Annotated in this window: 20 protein-coding genes and 2 pseudogenes; 18 read left to right on the top strand and 4 right to left on the bottom strand. The window is 60.6% G+C overall.

All coding sequences use genetic code 11. The annotated features are described in order from the left end of the window. The first annotated feature begins 115 nt into the window (after positions 1-115). Genes FFS12_RS11345 through FFS12_RS11335 form a run of 3 tightly spaced genes read left to right on the top strand, consistent with a single transcriptional unit; the run spans position 116 to position 2,299 of the window. Positions 116-1,105, top strand: coding sequence for a DNA polymerase III subunit delta' (locus FFS12_RS11345; RefSeq protein WP_137886919.1), 990 nt, complete (start codon positions 116-118; stop codon positions 1,103-1,105). Positions 1,106-1,140: 35 nt separating this feature from the next. Then, the gene (locus FFS12_RS11340) at positions 1,141-1,497 is read left to right on the top strand and encodes a PilZ domain-containing protein (protein ID WP_137817840.1); all 357 of its coding nucleotides are present in this window, start codon (positions 1,141-1,143) and stop codon (positions 1,495-1,497) included. Positions 1,498-1,510: 13 nt separating this feature from the next. Further along, entirely contained in the window at positions 1,511-2,299 is a 789-nt protein-coding gene (locus FFS12_RS11335; protein WP_137886918.1) for a TatD family hydrolase, read from the top strand. Positions 2,300-2,507: 208 nt separating this feature from the next. Here the strand turns inward: FFS12_RS11335 and FFS12_RS11330 are convergent, their stop codons facing one another. Then, positions 2,508-3,641: an aminotransferase class V-fold PLP-dependent enzyme gene (locus FFS12_RS11330; protein WP_137886917.1), complete on the bottom strand. Its 1,134-nt coding sequence runs from the start codon at positions 3,639-3,641 to the stop codon at positions 2,508-2,510. 75 nt (positions 3,642-3,716) lie between these two features. On the opposite strand from FFS12_RS11330, the gene FFS12_RS11325 reads away from it, so the two are divergent. The 5 genes and pseudogenes from FFS12_RS11325 to FFS12_RS11305 all read left to right on the top strand — a co-directional run bounded on the left by FFS12_RS11325 (position 3,717) and on the right by FFS12_RS11305 (position 6,546). Then, positions 3,717-4,355 (top strand): TetR/AcrR family transcriptional regulator, encoded by a 639-nt coding sequence (locus tag FFS12_RS11325; protein ID WP_137817837.1) that lies wholly within the window; start codon positions 3,717-3,719, stop codon positions 4,353-4,355. A 91-nt stretch (positions 4,356-4,446) separates the two neighbouring features. Then, positions 4,447-5,415 carry a GTP 3',8-cyclase MoaA gene (locus tag FFS12_RS11320; RefSeq protein WP_137886916.1) on the top strand — a complete coding sequence of 323 codons (969 nt, stop codon included), beginning with the start codon at positions 4,447-4,449 and terminating at the stop codon, positions 5,413-5,415. Positions 5,416-5,611: 196 nt separating this feature from the next. Next, positions 5,612-5,704 (top strand): annotated as a pseudogene (locus FFS12_RS11315) (radical SAM protein); the annotation flags it as partial. A 98-nt stretch (positions 5,705-5,802) separates the two neighbouring features. Beyond that, a pseudogene (locus FFS12_RS11310) lies at positions 5,803-5,961 on the top strand (DUF4823 domain-containing protein); the annotation flags it as partial. Positions 5,962-5,976: 15 nt separating this feature from the next. Next, positions 5,977-6,546: a DUF1285 domain-containing protein gene (locus FFS12_RS11305; RefSeq protein ID WP_137886915.1), complete on the top strand. Its 570-nt coding sequence runs from the start codon at positions 5,977-5,979 to the stop codon at positions 6,544-6,546. A 54-nt stretch (positions 6,547-6,600) separates the two neighbouring features. Here the strand turns inward: FFS12_RS11305 and FFS12_RS11300 are convergent, their stop codons facing one another. Further along, entirely contained in the window at positions 6,601-8,265 is a 1,665-nt protein-coding gene (locus FFS12_RS11300; protein WP_137886914.1) for an electron transfer flavoprotein-ubiquinone oxidoreductase, read from the bottom strand. 337 nt (positions 8,266-8,602) lie between these two features. Between FFS12_RS11300 and FFS12_RS11295 the strand changes: the two genes are divergently transcribed. Then, a complete protein-coding gene (locus FFS12_RS11295) occupies positions 8,603-9,352 on the top strand; it encodes an electron transfer flavoprotein subunit beta/FixA family protein (protein ID WP_137886913.1) in 750 nt (249 codons plus the stop codon). Then, a complete protein-coding gene (locus tag FFS12_RS11290; RefSeq protein WP_137886912.1) occupies positions 9,353-10,282 on the top strand; it encodes an electron transfer flavoprotein subunit alpha/FixB family protein in 930 nt (309 codons plus the stop codon). A gap of 66 nt (positions 10,283-10,348) precedes the next feature. Here the strand turns inward: FFS12_RS11290 and FFS12_RS11285 are convergent, their stop codons facing one another. Continuing rightward, entirely contained in the window at positions 10,349-11,278 is a 930-nt protein-coding gene (locus tag FFS12_RS11285; RefSeq protein WP_137886911.1) for an alpha/beta fold hydrolase, read from the bottom strand. Between the two features lie 114 nt (positions 11,279-11,392). Here FFS12_RS11285 and FFS12_RS11280 point away from each other — a divergent pair, with 114 nt between their 5' ends. The 8 genes from FFS12_RS11280 (at position 11,393) to FFS12_RS20210 (ending at position 19,078) form a co-directional block, all read left to right on the top strand. Beyond that, complete coding sequence (locus FFS12_RS11280) at positions 11,393-12,217, top strand: ABC transporter substrate-binding protein (RefSeq protein WP_137886910.1); 825 nt, start codon at positions 11,393-11,395, stop codon at positions 12,215-12,217. A 13-nt stretch (positions 12,218-12,230) separates the two neighbouring features. Beyond that, positions 12,231-12,584: a DUF4398 domain-containing protein gene (locus tag FFS12_RS11275; RefSeq protein WP_371922933.1), complete on the top strand. Its 354-nt coding sequence runs from the start codon at positions 12,231-12,233 to the stop codon at positions 12,582-12,584. Next, complete coding sequence (locus FFS12_RS11270) at positions 12,581-13,393, top strand: OmpA family protein (RefSeq protein ID WP_256657368.1); 813 nt, start codon at positions 12,581-12,583, stop codon at positions 13,391-13,393. Before FFS12_RS11275 ends, FFS12_RS11270 begins: the two co-directional genes overlap by 4 nt. Positions 13,394-13,609: 216 nt before the next feature. Then, positions 13,610-15,049 (top strand): PLP-dependent aminotransferase family protein, encoded by a 1,440-nt coding sequence (locus tag FFS12_RS11265; protein WP_137886909.1) that lies wholly within the window; start codon positions 13,610-13,612, stop codon positions 15,047-15,049. 228 nt (positions 15,050-15,277) lie between these two features. Beyond that, the gene (locus tag FFS12_RS11260; RefSeq protein WP_137886908.1) at positions 15,278-17,023 is read left to right on the top strand and encodes a VWA domain-containing protein; all 1,746 of its coding nucleotides are present in this window, start codon (positions 15,278-15,280) and stop codon (positions 17,021-17,023) included. A gap of 2 nt (positions 17,024-17,025) precedes the next feature. Beyond that, the gene (locus FFS12_RS11255) at positions 17,026-17,625 is read left to right on the top strand and encodes an RNA polymerase sigma factor (protein WP_137817826.1); all 600 of its coding nucleotides are present in this window, start codon (positions 17,026-17,028) and stop codon (positions 17,623-17,625) included. Then, entirely contained in the window at positions 17,622-18,410 is a 789-nt protein-coding gene (locus tag FFS12_RS11250) for a hypothetical protein (RefSeq protein WP_137886907.1), read from the top strand. The genes FFS12_RS11255 and FFS12_RS11250 overlap by 4 nt, the downstream gene beginning before the upstream one ends. A 125-nt stretch (positions 18,411-18,535) precedes the next feature. After that, positions 18,536-19,078, top strand: coding sequence for a hypothetical protein (locus tag FFS12_RS20210; protein ID WP_256657371.1), 543 nt, complete (start codon positions 18,536-18,538; stop codon positions 19,076-19,078). 58 nt (positions 19,079-19,136) lie between these two features. Here FFS12_RS20210 and FFS12_RS11240 read toward each other — a convergent pair whose 3' ends face one another. Beyond that, positions 19,137-20,963 carry a long-chain-acyl-CoA synthetase gene (locus FFS12_RS11240; protein ID WP_137886906.1) on the bottom strand — a complete coding sequence of 609 codons (1,827 nt, stop codon included), beginning with the start codon at positions 20,961-20,963 and terminating at the stop codon, positions 19,137-19,139. Between the last annotated feature and the right edge of the window lie 122 nt (positions 20,964-21,085).

Raw genomic sequence — 21,085 nt, 5'->3', positions numbered from 1 at the left:
TAGGGCAAGGCGCGAGGAGTGTGGTTTGGTCGTTCCAAATCAACGACGAGTAACACCGCCCTGCGCAACAGCAGGCCTGGCCCTTCAGGCGACAACGCGGAGCGGGAAATAATTGATGACACGCCCTGTGTATCCCTGGCAGGCGGCGCTCTGGCAGACCTTGGCGGGGCGCACGCAGCATGCGCATGCCTATCTGCTGCATGGTCCGATTGGTATTGGTAAGCGTGCCCTGGCTGAGCGGCTGATGGCGCGGCTGCTTTGCCGTAGCCCGGTCGGCCTGGATGCCTGTGGCCAGTGCAAGGCCTGCCTGCTGCTGGCGGCCGGCACTCACCCGGATAACTTCATCTTGGAGCCGGAAGAGGCTGACAAGGCGATCAAGGTTGACCAGGTGCGTGAGCTGGTGAGCTTCGTCGTGCAGACTGCGCAGCTCGGCGGGCGCAAGGTGGTGCTGGTCGAGCCGGCTGAGGCGATGAACCTGAATGCCGCCAACGCCCTGCTGAAAAGCCTGGAAGAGCCGTCTGGCGATACGGTCTTGTTGTTGGTCAGTCACCAGCCCAGTCGACTGTTACCCACAGTGAAAAGCCGCTGCGTGCAACAGGCCTGTCCGTTGCCCAGCGAGGCGGATAGCTTGGCCTGGTTGGCGCAGGCGCTACCCGAGAGCAGCACAGAGGAGCGGCGCGAGCTGCTGAGCTTGGCTGCGGGTTCGCCCCTCGCCGCCGTTAGCTTGCAGGGGCAGGGGGTGCGTGAACAGCGGGCGCAGGTGGTGGAGGGGGTGAAGAAACTCCTCAAGCAGCAACAAGCGCCGAGCCAACTGGCTGAGGGCTGGAATAGCGTACCGCTGCTGCTGCTGTTCGATTGGTTTTGCGACTGGTCGCAGCTGATTTTGCGCTATCAGTTGACCAAGGATGAAGAAGGGCTGGGCCTCGGCGATATGCGTAAGGTCGTGCAATACCTTGCCGACAAGTCGGCGCAAGCCAAGGTCCTGGCTGTGCAGGATTGGTTGCTCGCGCAGCGGCAGAAAGTGCTCGGCAAGGCTAACCTGAACCGTGTCTTGCTTCTCGAAGCCCTGCTCGTGCAGTGGGCAAGCCTGCCCGGACAGGGCTAGAATCGGCCCTTTGATCAGTAAGCTAGGAATGCCGCATGAGCCTGCCACCGAATTTTGGCCCGCGTAACGGAATCTTGTCCCTGACGATCAAGGACAAATCCGTGCTCTATGGCGCGTACATGCCCTTCATCAGAAACGGCGGTTTGTTCATTCCGACCAACAAAAGCTACAAGTTGGGCGACGAAGTCTTTATGTTGCTCAACTTGATGGACGAGCCGGAGAAGATTCCGGTCGCTGGGAAGGTGGTCTGGATAACCCCGAAAGGTGCCCAGGGCAACCGTGCCGCCGGTGTCGGCGTGCAGTTCAATGATGGCGACAACACGGCCCGCAACAAGATCGAAACCTACCTGGCCGGGGCGCTGACGTCCGACCGCCCAACTCACACGATGTAAGCGTTATTTCCCCATGCTTGTCGACTCCCACTGTCATCTTGATCGTCTCGACCTGGCTGCCCATGGCGGCTCTCTGGATGCCGCGCTGGATGCCGCGCGTGCGCGTGGCGTTGGGCATTTCCTCTGTATCGGCGTTAGCGCGGATAACGCGGCCGCGGTCAAAGGGCTGGCCGAGCAATACGCCGATGTCGATTGCTCGGTGGGCGTGCATCCGCTCGATCTGCAGCCGGGTGTCGCCCCTGCGCTGGATTGGCTGCTGGCCGAGTTGAATCACCCGCGGGTCGTGGCGATCGGTGAAACCGGCCTGGACTACCACTACGAGCCGGAAGCCGCCGAGCTGCAGCGGGCGGCGTTCCGTCTGCACCTTGAGGCGGCAAGGCTCACCGGTAAGCCGGTTATCGTGCATACCCGCGAAGCGCGTGCCGACACCTTGGCGTTGCTGCGCGATGCAGCCTTACCGCAGGGTGGGGTGTTGCACTGCTTTACCGAAGACTGGGAGATGGCCAAGGCCGCGCTGGATATCGGTTTTTACATCTCGTTGTCCGGCATCGTCACCTTTCGCAATGCTGAGGCTTTGCGTGAGGTGGCCCGGCAAGTTCCAGTGGATCGCCTGCTGGTGGAAACCGACTCGCCTTACCTGGCGCCGATCCCTTATCGGGGTAGGCCCAATCTGCCGCAGTACGTGCGTGAGGTGGCGGAGTTTCTGGCGGAGTTGCGTGGGGTGAGTTTCGAGATGTTTGCCGAGCAGACTACGACGAGCTTTCAGCGCCTGTTCCCCCTTGCGCACTTAAATCGCGGATAAAAAAAACCCGGACTCTGGGGGATGAATCCGGGTTAAGACCATTAGGAGTAAATCAAGGTACACAATCCACGGTACCTTGCCTGGCAGGGCACTTGGGGGAGATGCCGCACACCAGTATCTTTGAGTATTGGTGAAGACTGGCGATCGTCCAGGCCGATTCCGTTCATTTTTTAAACAGATTTGGAATACTGGCGCCGCTGCTGAGTCCTCACCTAGCAGCCAACTGGCGTAGCAGTGCCAAAGTCTCGTCGATCACCCTCGGTTCGGTATAGAAATGGGGTGACAGGCGGATGCCCGCGCCACGCTGCGCACAAATTACCTGCTCGCGTTTAAGCTGCTCAAATAGCGCTGGTTTCTCCCAGTCAGTCAGGCTGAACGTCAGAATCCCTGCACGTCGCGCCGGATCGCTCGGGCTGTACAGGTTGATGCCAGGTATGCTGGAGAGGCCGTCCTGCAGCCACTGCATGCGCTCTTCCAGGGCCTTGCCGACCTCGGTCATACCGACCTCCTCCAACAGCGACAGGCTGGCTTCCAGGGCCATGGTCCCCAGCATATTCGGGCTGCCACACTCGAAACGCCGGGCGGTGCGCGCGGGCTGCCAGTCCGTACGGTTGTAATCGCCGGCGTGTTCGAGCATATGCCAGCCGTACTCGTGCAGTTTGAGCTGCTCGCGCAGATCGCTGCGGCAATAGAACACACCCAGCCCCTCTGGGCCGAGCAGCCATTTGTGCCCGTCGGCCATGGCGAAGGCGCAGTCGCAGGCCTGGGCGTCGAAGGGCAGGGCGCCGAGCTGCTGGATGGCATCCACGCAGAACAACACGCCACGCTGGCGGCAGCCATGACCGAGGCGCTCAAGATCGAGGCGCAGGCCACTGGCGTATTGCACGGCACTGATCGACATCAACCGCGTACGCGGCCCGCAGGCGGCAAGTAGCGCTTGCTCGGGGTCGCTGTCAGTCAGGTTGACTTGAATCACCTCGACGCCCAGCGGTTTCAGCGCCTCCCAGACGATGCGATTGGAGGGAAACTCCTCATCGCTGATCACGATTTGCTCGCCCGCTTGCCAGTCGAGGCCGAACGCGACGAAGGACAAGGCTTCCGAGGTGTTCTTCACCAAGGCAATGTCGGCCGTGGAGGGCGCATTGAGCAGCCGCATCAGGCGCTCGCGTAAGCGCTGCTCTACTATTAGCCAATCCGGGTAGTCGCGGGCGCCGAGCAGCACATTCTGTTCGGCGAAACGGCTGACCGCTAACGCCGCCCGGCGTGGCCAGGGCGCTACGGCCGCGTGGTTCAGATAGCGCAGCCCTGGGTCTTGGGTAAACTCGTCATGAAAGGCGTACATGGTCTGATGATCCGTGCAATTTGGCCCTAAATAGGCATAATACGCGCCTTCGATTTTTGACCCCGCAGTCTCTTTATGCAGAAAGAACCCCGTAAGATCCGTGAATTTCGCCGCCGCGAGCAGGAAATTCTCGATGTCGCGCTCAAACTCTTCCTCGATCAGGGGGAGGATAGCGTTACCGTCGAGATGATCGCTGACGCCGTAGGGATTGGCAAAGGCACCATCTACAAGCATTTCAAGTCCAAGGCGGAGATCTACCTGCGCCTGATGCTCGACTACGAGCGTGATTTGAACGAGTTGCTGCACTCGGCCGACGTGGATCGTGACAAGGAAGCCTTGTCGCGCGCTTATTTCGAGTTCCGCATGCGTGATCCGCAGCGCTACCGGTTGTTCGACCGCTTGGAAGAGAAAGTCGTCAAAGGCAACCAAGTGCCGGAGATGGTCGAGCAGTTGCACAAGATCCGAGCCTCCAATTTCGAACGCCTGACGCTGCTGATCAAGGGCCGGATCGCCGAAGGCAAGCTGGAAGACGTGCCGCCCTACTTCCACTACTGCGCTGCCTGGGCGTTGGTGCATGGCGCCGTGGCGCTGTACCACTCGCCGTTCTGGAGCAACGTGCTGGAAGACCAGGAAGGTTTCTTCCAGTTCCTCATGGATATCGGTGTGCGCATGGGCAACAAGCGCAAGCGTGACGGCGAGACGCCTCCGGTTTGATGCCATTCAGCCGGTCTATATCGGCATGCCAGGCATGTGGGTGGACTGGCTGCGGGGATATACTGCGGCGTATCACCCGTCGGAGTTGCCCATGATCGTCGACCGCCAGGGCAGGCGTTTTCGCAATTTGCGGATCAGCCTGACCGCCGCCTGCAATTACGCCTGCACTTATTGCGTGCCCGACGGCAAACGTCTGGTCGCGGCGCAGGATGAGTTATCGGCCGAGGCCATGGTCCGTGGGGTGGCTTACCTGATTGAGGCGGCTGGGATCGAGAAGCTGCGCATCACCGGTGGCGAGCCACTGGTCAGCCCGAAGCTGGAGGTGCTGTTGCGCGGGGTCAGTCAACTGGGTTTGCACGACATCAGCTTGACCAGCAATGGCCAGCTGCTGGCGCGCAAACTGCCGCTGCTACTCGAAACGGGCATCCGCCGTTTAAACATTTCCCTCGATACCCTCGACCCGGAAGCCTTCCGGCGGATTGCCCGTGGTGGCGACCTGGCCACCGTGCTGAATGGTCTGGAGCAGGCACGGGCGGCTGGGTTGAAGATCAAGCTGAACATGGTGCCGCTACGCGGGCAGAACTTCGATCAGGTCTTGCCGTTGCTGGATTACTGTCTGGAGCGCGGCTTCGAACTACGCTTTATCGAGCTGATGCGCATGGGCCACCTAGCACGCGATCCGAATAGCTTTTTGCAGCAGTTCATCGGTATGCCCGAACTGTTGGCGCTGATCGCCGAGCGTTATGAATACCAGCAGGCCGATGCGCCGTTGGATGCCACGGCATTGCGTTACCAGATCCCCGGGCAGGGGTTTTTCGGCGTGATCGCCAACGAAAGTGTGCCGTTCTGCCGCACCTGCTCGCGGCTGCGTTTGTCCTCTACGGGCTGGCTGCATGGCTGCCTGTCATCGAGTAATCGCCACTATGTCGGGGACTTGCTCGACAAACCACGCCATCAGGCCCTGCCGGCCTTACAGCGGTTGTTGGTCCAGGCGCTGGGCGACAAGCAGGAGATGGCGTTCTCTGGCGGCGTGACGGTCATGAAGATTATTGGCGGCTGATTCGTCGGCTGGTTTCAGTCTTCGGACAAACCCAGGCCCTGGATTGAAGTCCGGGCTATGCCGCGATTTGTGCAGCCCGGATCTAATCCGCTAAACGCCCGGCAGCATCGTTCCGCCTTGGCAGAAACCCGATTATTTCTAGTATCTAAGGAGCTGCGTGCTGCCATGAGCGCCGAACCATTTTCCCGTCAGCTATATCGAGCCGGTGTTTCGCCCGCCGAGTGAGGCGCACTCGCTGATTTTGCCGGTGACTAATAGTTGCTCCTGGAATCAGTGCAGTTTTTGCGATTAGTTCCCCCTTTTCATGAATACTATTTCGTTGGCTGTGTGGTGATGGGCATTCACCTGACAGTAGATCGCTGAGGGAGTGGTCATACGGCCCCGAGCCGGCTGATGTTGATCGAAACCAATACCCGCTACTTGGTGGACACCGCGCGCATTCGCAGTCGAGGCGGTTTTCTGACGTTCTATGAGGCCGAGCCGGATGCTCTGCTTGGCCCGCCCCTGCAGGATTACGCGCGCCGTTTGCTGGGACTGAGTGATTAATAAGAGGAAGAGGGCATGAGTGACCCAGGCAAGGCCGGTGATCTGTTGGCGCAGATCCCCAAGAGCGAGAAACAGGGGCTGCCGCCGGTGCATCTGTGGAACCCGCCATTCTGCGGTGATATCGACATGCGGATTGCCCGCGATGGCACCTGGTTTTACCTGGGTACGCCCATCGGGCGTAAGCCGATGGTGCGGCTGTTTTCCACCATCATTCGCCGTGACGGCGAGGCGTACTTCTTGATCACGCCGGTGGAGAAGGTCGGGATCAAGGTCGATGATGCGCCGTTTGTCGCCATCAGTGTGCAGGTGGAAGGCGAGGGTGAAGGGCAGGTGCTGCGCTTCGCCACCAATGTGGATGATGAAACTGTTGTCGGAGCCGAGCACCCGCTGCGCGTAGAGCACAATCCGCTGACCCAGGAGCCGGCGCCCTATGTGCAAGTGCGGGCCAACCTTGAAGCACTGATTCACCGCAACGTGTTCTATCAGTTGGTCGAGCTGGCCGTGCCGCGTGAGATCGATGGTCGGTGCTGGTTGGGGGTGTGGAGCGGCGGGCAGTTCTTTCCCATAGGTCCGCAACCGGAATAAATGGCCGGCACAAAAAAGGGCTCCCGAAGGAGCCCTTTTTCATACCCGAGCGAATTACATATTCGGGTAGTTCGGACCACCGGCGCCTTCCGGTGTGACCCAGGTGATGTTCTGGGCCGGGTCCTTGATATCGCAGGTCTTGCAGTGCACGCAGTTCTGCGCGTTGATCTGGAACTTCTTCTCGCCGTTTTCCTGCGTTACTACCTCATACACGCCGGCCGGGCAGTAGCGTTGTGCCGGCTCGTCATACAGCGGCAGGTTTTTTAGCAGCGGAATGCTCGGGTCGGTCAGCTTCAGGTGGCAGGGTTGTTCCTCTTCATGGTTGGTGTTGGAGAGGAATACCGAACTCAGTTTGTCGAAGCTGATCTTGCCGTCGGGTTTCGGGTAGTCGATCTTTTTCGACTCTGCGGCCGGCTTCAGGGTGGCGTAATCCGGTGTGGTGTCATGCAGGGTAACCGGGATTTTGCCGCCGAAGATGTTCTGGTCGATGTAGTTGAACGCAGCACCCGCCAGTACGCCGAACTTGTGCAGAGCAGCGCCGAAGTTGCGGCTGCGGAACAGCTCGTCATACAACCAACTGGCCTTGAAACCATCGACGTAACTGGTCAGCTCGTCGCCGCCTTCACGGCCGGCGAACAGCGCATCGGCGACCGCTTCGGCGGCCAGCATGCCGGACTTCATGGCGGTGTGGCTGCCCTTGATCTTTGCGAAGTTCAGGGTGCCCAGGTCGCAGCCGATCAGCGCGCCGCCGTTGAATACCATCTTCGGCAGCGAGTTCAGGCCGCCCTTGCTGATGGCGCGAGCGCCGTAGGCTACGCGTTTGCCGCCTTCCAGGTACTGCTTGATCACCGGGTGCTGCTTGTAGCGCTGGAACTCATCGAACGGCGAGAGGTGCGGGTTGCTGTAGGACAGGTCGACGATCAAGCCGACCACCACCTGGTTGTTCTCCAGGTGATAGAGGAACGAGCCGCCGGTGTTCTGGTTACCGACTACATCCAGCGGCCAGCCGGCGGTGTGCAGCACCAGACCTTGCTCGTGTTTGGCCGGATCCACGTCCCAGATTTCCTTGATGCCGATGCCGTAGTGCTGGGCGTCGGCTTCGGAGTCGAGGTTGTACTTCTTGATCAGCTGTTTGCCGATATGGCCACGGCAGCCTTCGGCGAACAGGGTGTATTTGCCGCGCAGCTCCATGCCAGGGGTGTAGTAACCCTCTTTTGGATGGCCTTCACGGTCGACGCCGAGGTCGCCGGTGACGATGCCACGGACTACGCCGTTTTCATCGATCAGCGCTTCCTGAGCCGCAAAGCCTGGGTAGATTTCTACGCCAAGGTTTTCAGCCTGCTGGGCCAGCCAGCGGCAGAGGTTGCCCAGGGAAATAATGTAGTTCCCCTCGTTGTGCATGGTTTTCGGCACAAAGAGATGGGGAACCTTGATCGCGCCTTCGGCGCTTTTGAACATGTAGATGTCATCGCGCTTGACGGGCGTGTTCAGCGGAGCGCCGAGTTCTTTCCAGTCAGGGAACAATTCATTCAGCGCGCGCGGTTCGAACACTGCGCCGGAGAGGATGTGGGCGCCGACTTCGGAGCCTTTTTCGACCACGCAGACGCTGATTTCTTTACCAGCGTCTGCGGCCTTCTGCTTCAGTCGGCAGGCGGCGGACAGGCCAGCTGGGCCGGCGCCGACGATGACGACGTCGAACTCCATAAATTCGCGTTCCACAGGCTATCTCCTACTCAGGCTCTTTCGATGTTTTATAGTGGCGGACTAGGCTCGTTCCTTGAGCAGTGCGGGCGCATTATATCTACTGCCTTTGGCAGGTCCAATACAAACGTTTGTTTGAATTTCGTTAAGCCCTGCTAGAATCGGGTGTCCACGGCTTATAACGGCTTATAAGTGACCATTTTGCCGTATTGACCGGCATGGGCGATACGGTCAAGATACGGGCGGTTTTGCGCTGGCCATTCTATAGGCTGACCGTCGGTTCCGGCTGACGGGCATCACTGGCCAGGTTCGCCTTGGCGACATTCTTTTTTCACCGGAGAGTAACGAGGAATCCATGAAGGTTCTTGTAGCTGTCAAACGAGTGGTTGACTACAACGTCAAGGTTCGCGTCAAAGCGGACAACTCCGGCGTTGATCTCGCCAACGTCAAAATGTCGATGAACCCCTTCTGCGAAATCGCCGTGGAAGAAGCTGTGCGCCTGAAAGAGAAAGGCGTGGTCAGCGAAATCGTCGTCGTTTCCATCGGTCCGAACGCTGCTCAAGAGCAGCTGCGCACCGCACTGGCCCTGGGCGCCGATCGTGCCATCCTGGTCGACAGCAATGACGAGCTGAACTCTCTCGCCGTGGCTAAACTGCTGAAAGCAGTGGTCGACAAAGAGCAGCCGCAGCTGGTCATCCTTGGCAAACAGGCCATCGACAGCGACAACAACCAGACCGGCCAGATGCTCGGTGCCCTGACCGGCTTCGCGCAAGGCACCTTCGCCTCCAAGGTGGAAGTGGCGGGCGACAAGGTCAATGTGACGCGCGAAATTGACGGCGGCCTGCAGACTGTGGCCCTGAACCTGCCGGCCATCGTCACCACCGACCTGCGCCTGAACGAGCCGCGCTACGCGTCGCTGCCGAACATCATGAAAGCCAAGAAGAAGCCGCTGGAGGTGTTGACTCCGGATGCGCTGGGCGTCTCCACCGCCTCCACCGTCAAGACCCTGAAAGTCGAGGCGCCGGCTGCTCGCAGCGCCGGTATCATGGTCAAGTCGGTGGCTGAATTGGTCGAGAAACTGAAGAACGAGGCGAAGGTAATCTAAATGACTATCTTGGTTGTTGCTGAACACACTAACGCCGCTCTGGCGCCCGCCACGCTGAACACGGTTGCCGCAGCGAAAGCTATCGGTGGCGATATTCACGTGCTGGTTGCCGGTCAAGGCGTCGGCGCCGCTGCTGAAGCCGCGGCCAAAATCGCCGGCGTGGCCAAGGTCCTGGTCGCCGATAACGCCGCTTACGCGCATCAGTTGCCGGAAAACGTCGCGCCGCTGATCGCAGAGCTGGGCAAGGGCTACAGCCATGTCTTGGCTTGCGCCACGTCCAACGGCAAAAACATTCTGCCGCGCGTTGCCGCGCAGCTGGATGTCGATCAGATCTCCGAGATCATCGCGGTTGAAAGCGCGGACACCTTCAAGCGGCCGATCTATGCCGGTAACGCCATCGCTACCGTGCAGTCTTCGGCGGCGGTGAAAGTGATCACCGTGCGTAGCACAGGTTTCGACCCGGTGGCGGCTGAAGGCGGTTCTGCGGCCATCGAAGCTGTCGCAGCCGCTCACGATGCCGGCAAGTCGGCCTTCGTTGGTGAAGAGCTGGCCAAGTCCGATCGCCCGGAACTGACCGCGGCCAAGATCGTCATCTCTGGCGGTCGCGGCATGCAGAACGGCGATAACTTCAAGCACCTGTACGCCCTGGCCGACAAGCTCGGCGCCGCCGTCGGTGCTTCGCGCGCCGCCGTCGATGCGGGCTTCGTACCGAACGACATGCAGGTCGGTCAGACCGGTAAGATCGTCGCGCCGCAGCTGTACATCGCGGTCGGCATTTCCGGTGCGATCCAGCACCTGGCCGGGATGAAAGACTCCAAGGTCATAGTCGCGATCAACAAGGACGAAGAAGCGCCGATCTTCCAGGTGGCGGATTACGGCCTGGTGGCTGACCTGTTCGAAGCCATACCGGAGTTCGAGAAGCTGGTTTAATCCAGCTTCCTCGCCCAATAAAAAACCCGCTCATCGAGCGGGTTTTTTATTGTCCGGCTGTAGGGGTTAGCTTTTCACGCTGTCGAGAAAGGCCTGGTAGTGCTCGGCGGTTTCCTCGGGGCGCTCGATCATTGGCACATGGCCGCAATTCTTCATGATCACCACGCTCGGCTTCTTCAGCAGTGGCTGCATCACCTCGATGCTGGAAACATGCAGTGCGCGGTCCTGCTCGCCCCAGAGCAGCAGGGTGGGGGCTTGGATCTTCGGCAGCTCCGGTTCCAGCGGAATGTAACGTTCCCGCAACTGTTTGAAGATCTTGTCGTAGTGCGCACTGTTGGCGATGGCTTGTTCGGCCATATAGCGTTTGAGTGTGCCCGGCAGTGGCGGTGGTTCGACGAAGACAAAACTCAGCATACGGGAAAAGTCTTCCGGGCTCCTCACGACCAGGGGATTGGGCTCGCCACGCTCCAGAATCTCGAACAGCTCGCTCTTGATCGGTGCGGTGACCCCGGCGTTGTCCAGCAATGCCACAGACAGCACCTGTTGCGGGTGGCGCGCGGCATACAGGGCGCTGATGTGCCCGCCCATGGAGTTGCCGATCAAGTGCAGTTTTTCGATGCCCAGGGCCTTGGCAAAGGCAGCAAGGCGTTCCACCTGGGTGCCGACGTCATAACTGGCCTCCGGTTTGCTGCTCTCGCCAAAGCCTGGCAGGTCGAGCGCAATCACGTGGTAGTGCTGAGTGAAGTGTTTAGCGAAGCGCAGCCAGTTGTCCTTGTTGGCGCCAAAGCCGTGAACCATCAGGATGGTTTCGCCGTCCGCCGGGCCGCCCTCGTAGTAATGGATGCTAAGATCGCCCACCTCAAGGTGTTTGGCCGAGAGCCCCGCCAACTGACGCTCGACCAGTTGCGCACTGGTCATCAGGGTGGCAGGGGAGAAGTACAGCAGCCCAATAGCCGCAGCTAAAACCAGCGCTAAACCGAGAAACAGTTTTTTCATGGCATGTCCTTATCGCTAATAATTATTGTGGCTGGCGTTAAGCTAGCATGAAGATCAATCCCGGCGTTCGAGTGTGGCCTTCATCCAATCGAACGTTTTGTTGAGAAGCACTCCATGCGTGAACATTCCTTCTTCAAACTATTGCTGCTCATGGGCTTGGTCCTGCTCCCGGGCTGGGCTTCAGCGATCGGCAAATGCGAGCGGCTGGTGGCCACCGGTAATCCAGAGTACCCGCCGTATCTCTGGCGCGATCCGCAGAACCCGCAGCGACTGATCGGCGCCAATGCCGATCTGCTGCAGCAAATCGCCACGGCCTTGGGGCTGAAGCTGGAGATTATCTACACCGGCCCGTGGTCGCAGGCCAAGGAAGAGGTACGCAGCGGACGTGTCGATCTGCTTGCGGGGGGCTCTCTGACTCTGTCGCGGTTGGAGAGTATGGATTACATCCATCCGGCTCTGTTCTCTACACCGAGTGTGGTGTGGGTGCGCAAGGGGCATGGTTTTCCTTATAGCGGCTGGGAGGATCTGCGTGGGCATACAGGCGCGATCTTGGCGAATGACCGCTTCGGTCAGCCGTTCGATGCCTTTGCCAAGGCCAATTTGACCCTCGAACAGCTGCCCAGCCTGACCCAGGCGTTCCAGAAACTGTTGTTGGGGAGTCCCGAATATGTGCTGTACGAGCGCTACCCCGGGGCGGCGCTGGCGGACACGCTCGGTATGCAGAATGATCTGGAGGTGCTTGAGCCGCCGATCTCCAGTGAGGGGTTGTTTTTGACCTTGTCGCACAACTCGGCCTGCAACGAGCCCTGGCTGCGCGGACAATTGGCGAAAAAGATGACAGAATTGGCCGCCGCCGGTGTGCCGGAGACCTTGCTGCAGCGCAATCTAGAGCGTTGGAAAGAGCAGCAGTTGCAACCGGCAACCGCCCCGAATCAGTAGGAAAATTTTCGTGATCCATAGACGCATACTGGCAACCAGCCTGGTCGTTATGGCCTTGGCCGGTTGTGCTAACGACCCTGCGCCGAACGAGCAGATGCGCCTGACTGAACAGGCTGTAGTGCAAGCCAAGGCCGTCGGGGCGGATGAGCAGATTCCGGAAATGCTGCTGGCCGAGCAGAAGCTGGCGCTGGCGCAGAAGAACATGCTCGAAGAGGATTACAAGAGAGCGCGGATGCTCGCCGAACAAGCCGAGCTGGATGCTCGCTTGGCCGAGGCTCGCGTGCTGACGCTGAAAAGCCAGAAACAATTGGTGGAGTTGAGCGCCCGGATCAATCGTCTGCGTAAGCAGTTGGGGGATCTGCAGTGAGCTGCAAACCTTACCTGAATGGCAGCCTGGGGCTGACCATCGCATTACTGGCGGGTTGTGCCGGTCAACAAGACAGCGAGCACGCTCTGGAAACAGCGCGGGCGGGCTTCCAGCAGGTCAAAGAAGACTCGGATGTGCTGCGCAGCGCGCCTAAGGATGTGATTCGTGCCGGTGAGTCGTTGGCGCGTGCCGATCGTCTCTCCAGTTACTGGGGCAGTGAAGCTGACGTCAGCCATTACGCCTACCTGAGCCAGCGTTACAGTGAGATCGCCACTGAGCACAGTGCGTTGAGCCTGAACCAGGAGCGCGCGACCAAGCTTGAGCTGGAGCGTGAGCGACTGCAACTCGCCCTGCGTGAAGCCAAACTGCTCAGCGTGCAACAGCAGGGCAAGTGGCTGGAGGAGCAGATCGTCAGCTTGGCCACTACCGAGACCGAGCGTGGTTTGGTGATGACCTTGGGCGATGTGCTGTTCGATGCCAACCGTGTCGAGTTGAAAGCCTCAGCCAATCGCACGGTGCTCAAACTGGTGCAGTTTCTCCAGCTCAACCCAAGGCGCGTCGTGCGTATTGAGGGCTACACCGATAGCCGTGGCAGCAAAGAGGAGAACCTCGAGCTGTCGCGTGCGCGCGCGCAAACCGTGGCCGATCTGTTGGTCGACTTGGGCATCGATGGCAAACGTATCCAGGTGAGTGGTTACGGGGCTGACTTCCCGGTGGCGGAGAATGCTTCCGCCCGTGGGCGAGCACAAAATCGTCGGGTGGAGATCGTCTTCTCCGATGAGCAGGGCCATCTCGGCTCGGCCCGCTAAACCTCCAGGCGCTGGAGCCGAACCCCGGTGGCTGTAAAGCGCCGGGGTTTTTTCTTATGTGCATCAGCGCTGATTGCAATCCCGGCTTGCTGCTAATTGGATGGATACAGTCGCTAGCGAACTTGTACTGTACCGGCAACAATACAGGCAACTGTGCCGGTGCAGTTTTGGTCTGCTCGGCTACTGTTTCGGTTCAGTGACCTGGGGAAGGCTGCCATGACCAATCTGTTGCTCTATCAACGCATCGCTCAGCAACTGGCTGAGGATATTCGCCGTGGCGTCTACCAGCCGGGTGAGCGGGTGCCGTCGGTGCGCAAGATGAGTTCGCAGCTGAATGTCAGCCATGCCACGGTGCTCCAGGCCTACGCCAATCTGGAGGATCAGGGGTTGATCCGTGCGCGGCCGCAGTCCGGCTTCTATGTCCACCAGACTCCGGCGCTGACGGCGCCAACCCCGGATATCGCCCGGGTCGAGCGGCCGGGCCTGGTCACCCGCAGCAGCATTATCAATCAGGTGCTCACCGAGTCGCGGCGCGAAGGGGTGTTTCCCCTTGGGGCCGCGGTGCCGCATGTGGATTACCTGCCCGTGCGGGCGCTGCATCAACAATTGGCCAAGGTCACTCGGTTTCAGAGCCCGCGCGCCTTCAGTTACATGTTCAGCCCAGGGTTTGAGCCGCTGCGCCGCCAAGTGGCGATCCGCATGCGCGACGCCGGGGTGGTGGTCGACCCGGCAGAGGTGGTGATCACCCATGGTTGCGTGGATGCCTTGCAGATGTCGCTACGGGTGCTGACTAAACCGGGAGATCTGATTGCGACCGAGTCGCCGACTTATTACGGTTTGCTGCAGTTGGCAGATCTGCTGGGCCTGAAAGTGATCGAGATCCCCAGCGATCCGGCCACCGGTATCAGCCTGGAAGCCTTGCAACTGGCGGCTAATCAATGGCCGATCAAAGCCATGGTGCTCACCGCGCGGCTGAGCAACCCACTCGGCGGCACCATTCCCGAGGAGCGGCAAAAGCAATTGCTGCGCCTGGCGAAAGATTTCGATATCCAGATCATCGAGGACGATATCTACGGCGAGTTGATGTTCGAGCAGGGGCCGACCAAGGCGCTCAAGTCCCATGACCGTGAGGGGCGGGTGCTGTATTGCTCGAGTTTCTCCAAGACTCTGTCGCCTGGTGTGCGGGTCGGCTGGATCATTGCCGGTAAGTACCAGGACGATATCCAGCGCCTACAAACCTTCAGCACCCATTCGGCCTGCAGTGTGACGCAGATGGGCGTCGCGGCTTATCTGGAGAACGGCGGCTACGACCGGCATCTGCGTTATATCCGCCAGGAGTACCGCAAGAACCTCAGCGCCTTCCAACTGGCAGTCCAGCAGTACTTCCCCGAAGGCACGCAAATCACCCGGCCGAAGGGCGGTTTCATCCTCTGGGTCAGTCTGCCGCGGCGGGTGAATACCAAGGATCTGCATGTGCGCGCCTTGCAGCAGGGCATCAGCATCGCGCCGGGGCTGATTTTCAGTAACACCGAGCAGTTCAATCACTGTGTACGGTTGAACTGCGGCATTCCCTGGAACCGCGAAGCCGAGCGCGCGCTGATGACGCTGGGGATGCTGGCCAGCCAGCTCTGCCAGGAGGCGGCCAGCGCCTTCTGAGAACCTATTCACGATCCGCTGCGGGCTTCGCGCGTGATGCTGCGTTGCGCCTTGTGACCCACATGGATGTGGGGAATGCCGCTACCCGTAGGGAACGGGTGTGGCCCTGACCTGCGCTCGCGACGATCTTGAGCAGACTCTAAAAACTTTCAGCAGGTTTAACCCGAGCGCTGTGGCCTCTGCGTCTACTAGGACGAATGGATCTTTCGTCCCCAGGAGGCGCCCAACATGTCCCGTTACCGCGTTATTTCCCGCCAACCGCTGCTCTGTGGTTTCGCCAGCGGTTTGCTGCTGGCGCTAGCCGCCTGCAGTGCCTCGCAATCCGAGCAGCCGAACGCGCCGGTAGCCGAGGAGAAGCGGGCCGCCGCCGTCGCTGATGAGGCGCGAAGCCAAGCGTCACGCACACAGCCGTTGGCGCAGAAGGCCGAGTCGGCGACGTACGCAATCACGGGCATGGCCATGCCGAGCCAGGTTACCCCGGCACCGATGAGCGAGGCGCTGCCGCCGGGCTATCGTGATGTGCCGCGCGAGCAGTATCAAAAGCTGGCGGCTAACCCGATTCACGCGGTGGCCGAGGCCCCCGTGTCGACCTTCAGCATCGACGTGGATACCGGCAGCTATGCCAATGTGCGGCGCTTTCTCAACGATGGCCGGCTGCCGCCCGAAGAGGCGGTGCGTCTGGAGGAGCTGGTCAACTACTTCCCCTATGCCTATCCGCTGCCCAAGGGCGATACCCCCTTTGGCGTGAGCACCGAGCTGGCGACCTCGCCGTGGAATGCCAACAGCCGCCTGCTCAAGGTGGCGATCAAGGCGTCGGATCTGCGGGTCGAACAGCTTCCCGCCGCCAATCTGGTGTTTTTGGTGGATGTCTCCGGCTCGATGGATAGGCGTGAAGGTCTGCCCATGGTGCAGAGCACCTTGAAGTTGTTGGTCGAGCAATTGCGCGCTCAGGACAAGGTCTCGCTGGTGGTCTACGCCGGTGAGTCGCGGGTGGTGCTGGAGCCGACTTCGGGGGCGCAGAAAGCCAAGATTCGTGCGGCCATCGAGCAGCTCACAGCCGGAGGGTCCACGGCGGGCGAGTCGGGTATCCAGTTGGCCTATCGGCAGGCGCAACAGGGCTTCATCGACCAGGGCATCAACCGCATCCTGCTGGCTACCGATGGCGACTTCAACGTCGGTGTCAGCGATTTCGAGACGCTGAAGAAACTGGCGGCCGACAAACGTAAAAGCGGTATTTCGCTGACCACCCTCGGCTTCGGTACCGATAACTACAACGAACGACTGATGGAGCAACTGGCCGATGCCGGCGACGGTAACTATGCCTATATCGACAACCTGCGCGAGGCCCGCAAGGTGTTGGTCGAACAGCTGAGTTCGACCCTAGCGGTGGTGGCCAAGGACGTGAAAATCCAGGTCGAGTTCAACCCCGCGCAAATCAGTGAATACCGCCTGCTCGGTTATGAGAACCGTGCGCTCAAGCGTGAAGATTTCAGCAACGACAAGGTCGACGCCGGCGAGATTGGTGCCGGGCATAGCGTCACCGCACTGTACGAAATAGTGCCGACGGGCAGTCAAGGCTGGTTGGAGCCGCTGCGCTATCAGAGCGCGGCGAAAACCGCGGCCAAGACGGGCGAGCTGGCGTTGCTGCGCATCCGCTACAAAGGGCCGCAGCAAAGCCAGAGCCGCTTGCTGGAAGTACCGATCAAGGCCGAGCAAAACCCTACTCCGATTGCCCAGGCCAGCGAGGATCTGCGTTTCGCCGCGGCCGTTGCCGGTTTCGCTCAGCAGCTCAAGGGCGGGCAATACACCGGTACGTTCGATATGGCGGCCAGCGCCAAACTGGCCCGCAGCGCCAAGGGCGAAGACCGCTTTGGTCTGCGTGCCGAGTTCGTCCAGCTAGTCGAACTGGCGCAGAGCCTGCAAACTGCCGGTTCAAGCTCGAGTTCAATTTCCGGCATGGCCAAGGTCGACTGAGAGTGACATCCGCCCCTGTTGCGAGGTTCCTCGCCGATAGCGACGCCGATCTGCTGCGGCGTTATCGGCGCGGCGATGCTGAGGCGTTCGGCGTGCTCTATGCGCGCCATCGTCTTGGCCTGTTTCGTTTTCTCTGTGGCTTGTGCAGCGATACGGCGCTGGCCGAGGAGGTATTCCAGGAAACCTGGTTGAGCCTGATCCGCAGCGAGTCTTCGCTGCGCGAAGCGGTGCAGTTCAAGACCTGGCTGTACCAGATTGCGCGCAACCGCCTGATCGACCATTGGCGCAAGCACGGCAAGCGCCAGGCCTTGCAGGATGAGTTCGACGAGCAACTGCACGGTGAGGCCGCCAGCGAGCCGAATCCTGAACAGCAACTCAGCCTCGCGCGTGATCAACAGCGCTTACAGGCCGCGCTGGACGATCTGCCGGCCGAACAGCGCGAGGTGTTCCTGCTGCGCGCCCATGGCGATCTGGAGCTGAGCGAGATCGCCGAGCTGACCCACACCCCGGCGGAAACCGTGAAAAGCCGTCTGCGTTACGCGCTGCAAAAGTTACGTCGGTTGCTGGCCGACCCGGCCACTGCCGAAGAGGTATCTGTATGAGCCACGATCCGCATGATCCTGCTGGGCATAGCCCCGACTCGTCGCCGCTCGCTCCGCACGAGCAGGCGTTGCTGCAACACTACCGTGCGCATGACCCGCACGAGCCTTCGGCCGCCCTGGATGCGCGCATCTTGGCCGCCGCGACAGCGGCATTGCCAACCAGCAACGCTCAGCGGGCGCCACAGCCGGGCGTCATGGCGCGCCTGCATGGCTGGTTGTTTGGCGGCAGCCAACGGGCACGTTGGTCCGTGGCGTTCGCCAGCTTGGCGACCCTCGGCTTAGGTGTGGGGCTGACGCTGCGCACGTTCGAGCGCAGCCCTGAGCGTTACGATATAGCGCCTGTGCCGATGCTAGCTCCGGCGCCTGCCACGGAGGCTGTTCAGTCAGACGCACCGCCGCTGTCGGCGGAGAAAAAGCGCAGCGTGCAGTTGCCTATGAGTGAGGCGCCTGCGCTGGTCGCGCCGATGACCGAGGCGCAAATGCCGATGGCTGAGGAGCGAGTGAACGCCAAAGCCGTAGCCAGCCCCAGTGGCCGTCCGGCCGATAGCGCGGCCAAGGCCGAAGCGCCCATGGCTGCGGTCGCCCCCGTTCAAGCCGCGCAAGAACTGAGTGAAGAACTGCAGAGCGCTTTGCAGCAGATCATCCAGTTACGCGACAGCGGCAAGCAGAGGCTCGCCAGCGAGCAGTTCGCAGCGTTGCAGCGCCGCTATCCAGGGCTGGATCTGCAGGCTGAACTCGAACGTTTGCCGGCTACTGAGGCAGAAAACTCCAGAGGTTCACGTTAGTCGGTCAGGCACTGGCTGAGCGCTGTTTTGCCTTGCTTCGCAACCAGGCGACTTAAACACAGGACTTGCCAGTCAATCGGCTCCGAGAGAGCATTAACGGATTCCGTTAGCTACTTGTGCCCCCAATGATTGCTACCCGCTACCTGGGGCTTGCTGTGGCGCTGGTGCTGTTGAGCGCCTGTGACCCTGTCGAGCCGACACCTCCCAAGTCACCTCCGACACCCCCCACGCCGGTTGTCAGCGCGCCGGCTGCGGCTGCCGAAGTCGCCCCTGAGCCGGCCGCGGTCAAAGTCGAGAAGCCCAAACCGGTAGTCAAACAGGTGCAGGCGACGCCGGTTGTCGTGCCCAAACCCCGTCCTGAGCCCAGCATCAGCAAGGCTGATAAAGAGCCACTACCTAAGGCCAGACTAGAGCTACCCAAGGCTGAAGCAGAGCTGCCCAAGGCCAAACTGGACCTGCGCTTGCCGTCGGATCTGGCGGGGCAACTGGAGCTGGGTGAATCCGTGGACGAGACAACCAACAAGTCCTTGTTGCCGCCCTTGTTCGTTGAGAAGCCGCCAGCGCAGAGCCCGTTTCAATTGAATGGCAAGCTGATCACCAATGAGCGTGAAGAGGATTATTGGCAGTCGGTGGAAGGGGCTGAAGTGCAGTTCGAGTTCAAACATTGAGTCCGCAATAAAAAAAACGCCGACCTCACGGCCGGCGCTAAGGGGAAAATGGCGCTCTTCAGAAGCGGTAGTGACCCGACTGGATGGCTTGGTAAAGCCCGGCATCCAGGCACTGGAAATAGGCAGCGCCGGGTAGGCGAACGAACAGCGGGTCGTTGACGTCGTCTGGATTGTAGGCGACTTTTTTCAAGTCGGTTTTCTTGTACTTGAAGGTGCCGGTCGTTTCGACTTCCTTCAGTAAGCGCAAAAACAGCGGCGCGGCGTAGGGCGGCAGTTCGCGCTCCAGATGGGCGGCCAAGCTTGCGGTATGCAGTTCGACGCCATGCGCCAAGCGCAGGGCAGCCATCCCGCAGCGACCATTGGTGCCGGGAATTTCCACACCATAGACCACCGCATCCTCGATGCCGGGGAAGGCACCGAGGGCGTTTTCCACCTCGGTGGTGGAGACGTTCTCGCCTTTCCAGCGGAAGGTGTCGCCCAGGCGGTCGACGAATTGGGTGTGCTTGAAGCCGATGTCGCGCATCAGGTCGCCGCTGTTGAACCAGGCGTCGCCCTGCTTGAAGACGTTACGCAGGATCACCGCCTCGCTTTTCGCCGGGTCGGTGTAGCCGTCGAACGGCCATTTCGGGCTGATCTCGCTGATCAGCAAGCCGGGCTCGCCTTTTTTGGCCTTCTCCATGAAGTTCTTTGGGTTGCGCAGCGGCCGATCGTTTTCCAGGTCGTAGCGGACTATGGCGTAGGGCGCCGGGGAGTAGCCGACGGTATTGTCGAAGTTGAACAGGTTGGTGAAACCGATATTGCCTTCGCTGGAGGCATAGAACTCGGTGATCCGCTCGATCCCGAAGCGCTGCTTGAACTCGCTCCAGATCGAGGGGCGCAAACCGTTGCCGATCATGCAGGTCAGGCTGTTGTGCCGTTCTTCCGGGCAGGGCGGTTGGTTCAGCAGGTAACGGCACAGCTCGCCGATATAGCCGAAACAGGTGGCTTGGTAGTGTTTGACGTCTTTCCAGAAGGCACTGGCAGAAAAGCGCCGGCGCAGGGCGATGGCCGCACCGCCGGCCAGCACCGCGCTCCAACACACGGTGACGGCGTTGTTGTGGTAGCAAGGCAGCGTCAGGTAGAGCACGTCGGTGTTGTTCAGGCCGAGGCCGGAATGGCCGAAGCCGCCGTAGGCCTTGATCCATTTGCCGTGGCTCATGATCGAGGCCTTCGGCAGGCCGGTGGTGCCGGAGGTGTAGATCAGGAAGCAGGCATCCTTCAGCCGCACCCGAGCGGTTTCCGGCAGGTTCTCACTCGCCAGGTTTTGCGCCAGGGCGATCAGGTTCTGCCAGCCTGCCGGCGCCAGGCCGGGATCGCTGAAACTGTCGCCATCGGCGACCCAATAGCAGTGGCCGCTGCTATTGAGCAGCTCGCCACGGACGTCTTCGAAAGGCCCGCGTAGTTCTTCGCCGATCACGAAATGGCTGGGTTTGACCAGATTCAGGCTGTGGATCAGCACCTGGCCACGCTGGGTGGTGTTGACCAGGGCGCCGACCGCGCCGAGCTTGGCCAGGGCGGCGAGCACCGCCAGCACCTCGATGCGGCTCTCCAGCATCACCGCCACGACACTGCCGTGGCACACACCTTCTGCCTTGAATGCGCGTGCCAAGCGATTGGCCCAGGCGTTGAAGCTGGCATAGGAGAGCTGCCGTTGCTCGTCCAGCACCGCCGGCCGGTTCGGGTAAAGCTTGGCCGCGCGCTCCAAGGCCCAGGCCAGCGAGAGGGTTTTCTCGCGGTTGCGGATGCCGGCGTAATACAGGCCGCGCAACATGCGTGGCACACGACGGAGGGTGGCGGGTAGCTGGGCGATAAAGCGGGCAGGGGTAATCAGATCGGCGTGGGTCATGGCTCTGGCTTTTGTCGTTGTTGTGCACAGGCGAAACGGCGTGACAAGCAATCTAGTGCGGGCGCTGGTTTGCGGCTATGGCCCTCACGCGAATGACCAAGGGCAGATCGGCAAATCGGGTT

Origin of the sequence: Pseudomonas sp. 2FE (genome assembly GCF_005503735.1) — a bacterium.
Taxonomy (GTDB): Bacteria; Pseudomonadota; Gammaproteobacteria; order Pseudomonadales; family Pseudomonadaceae; genus Aquipseudomonas.
The sequence above is the reverse complement of the archived record's forward strand: the minus strand, read 5'-3'. Positions and strand labels throughout refer to the sequence as shown.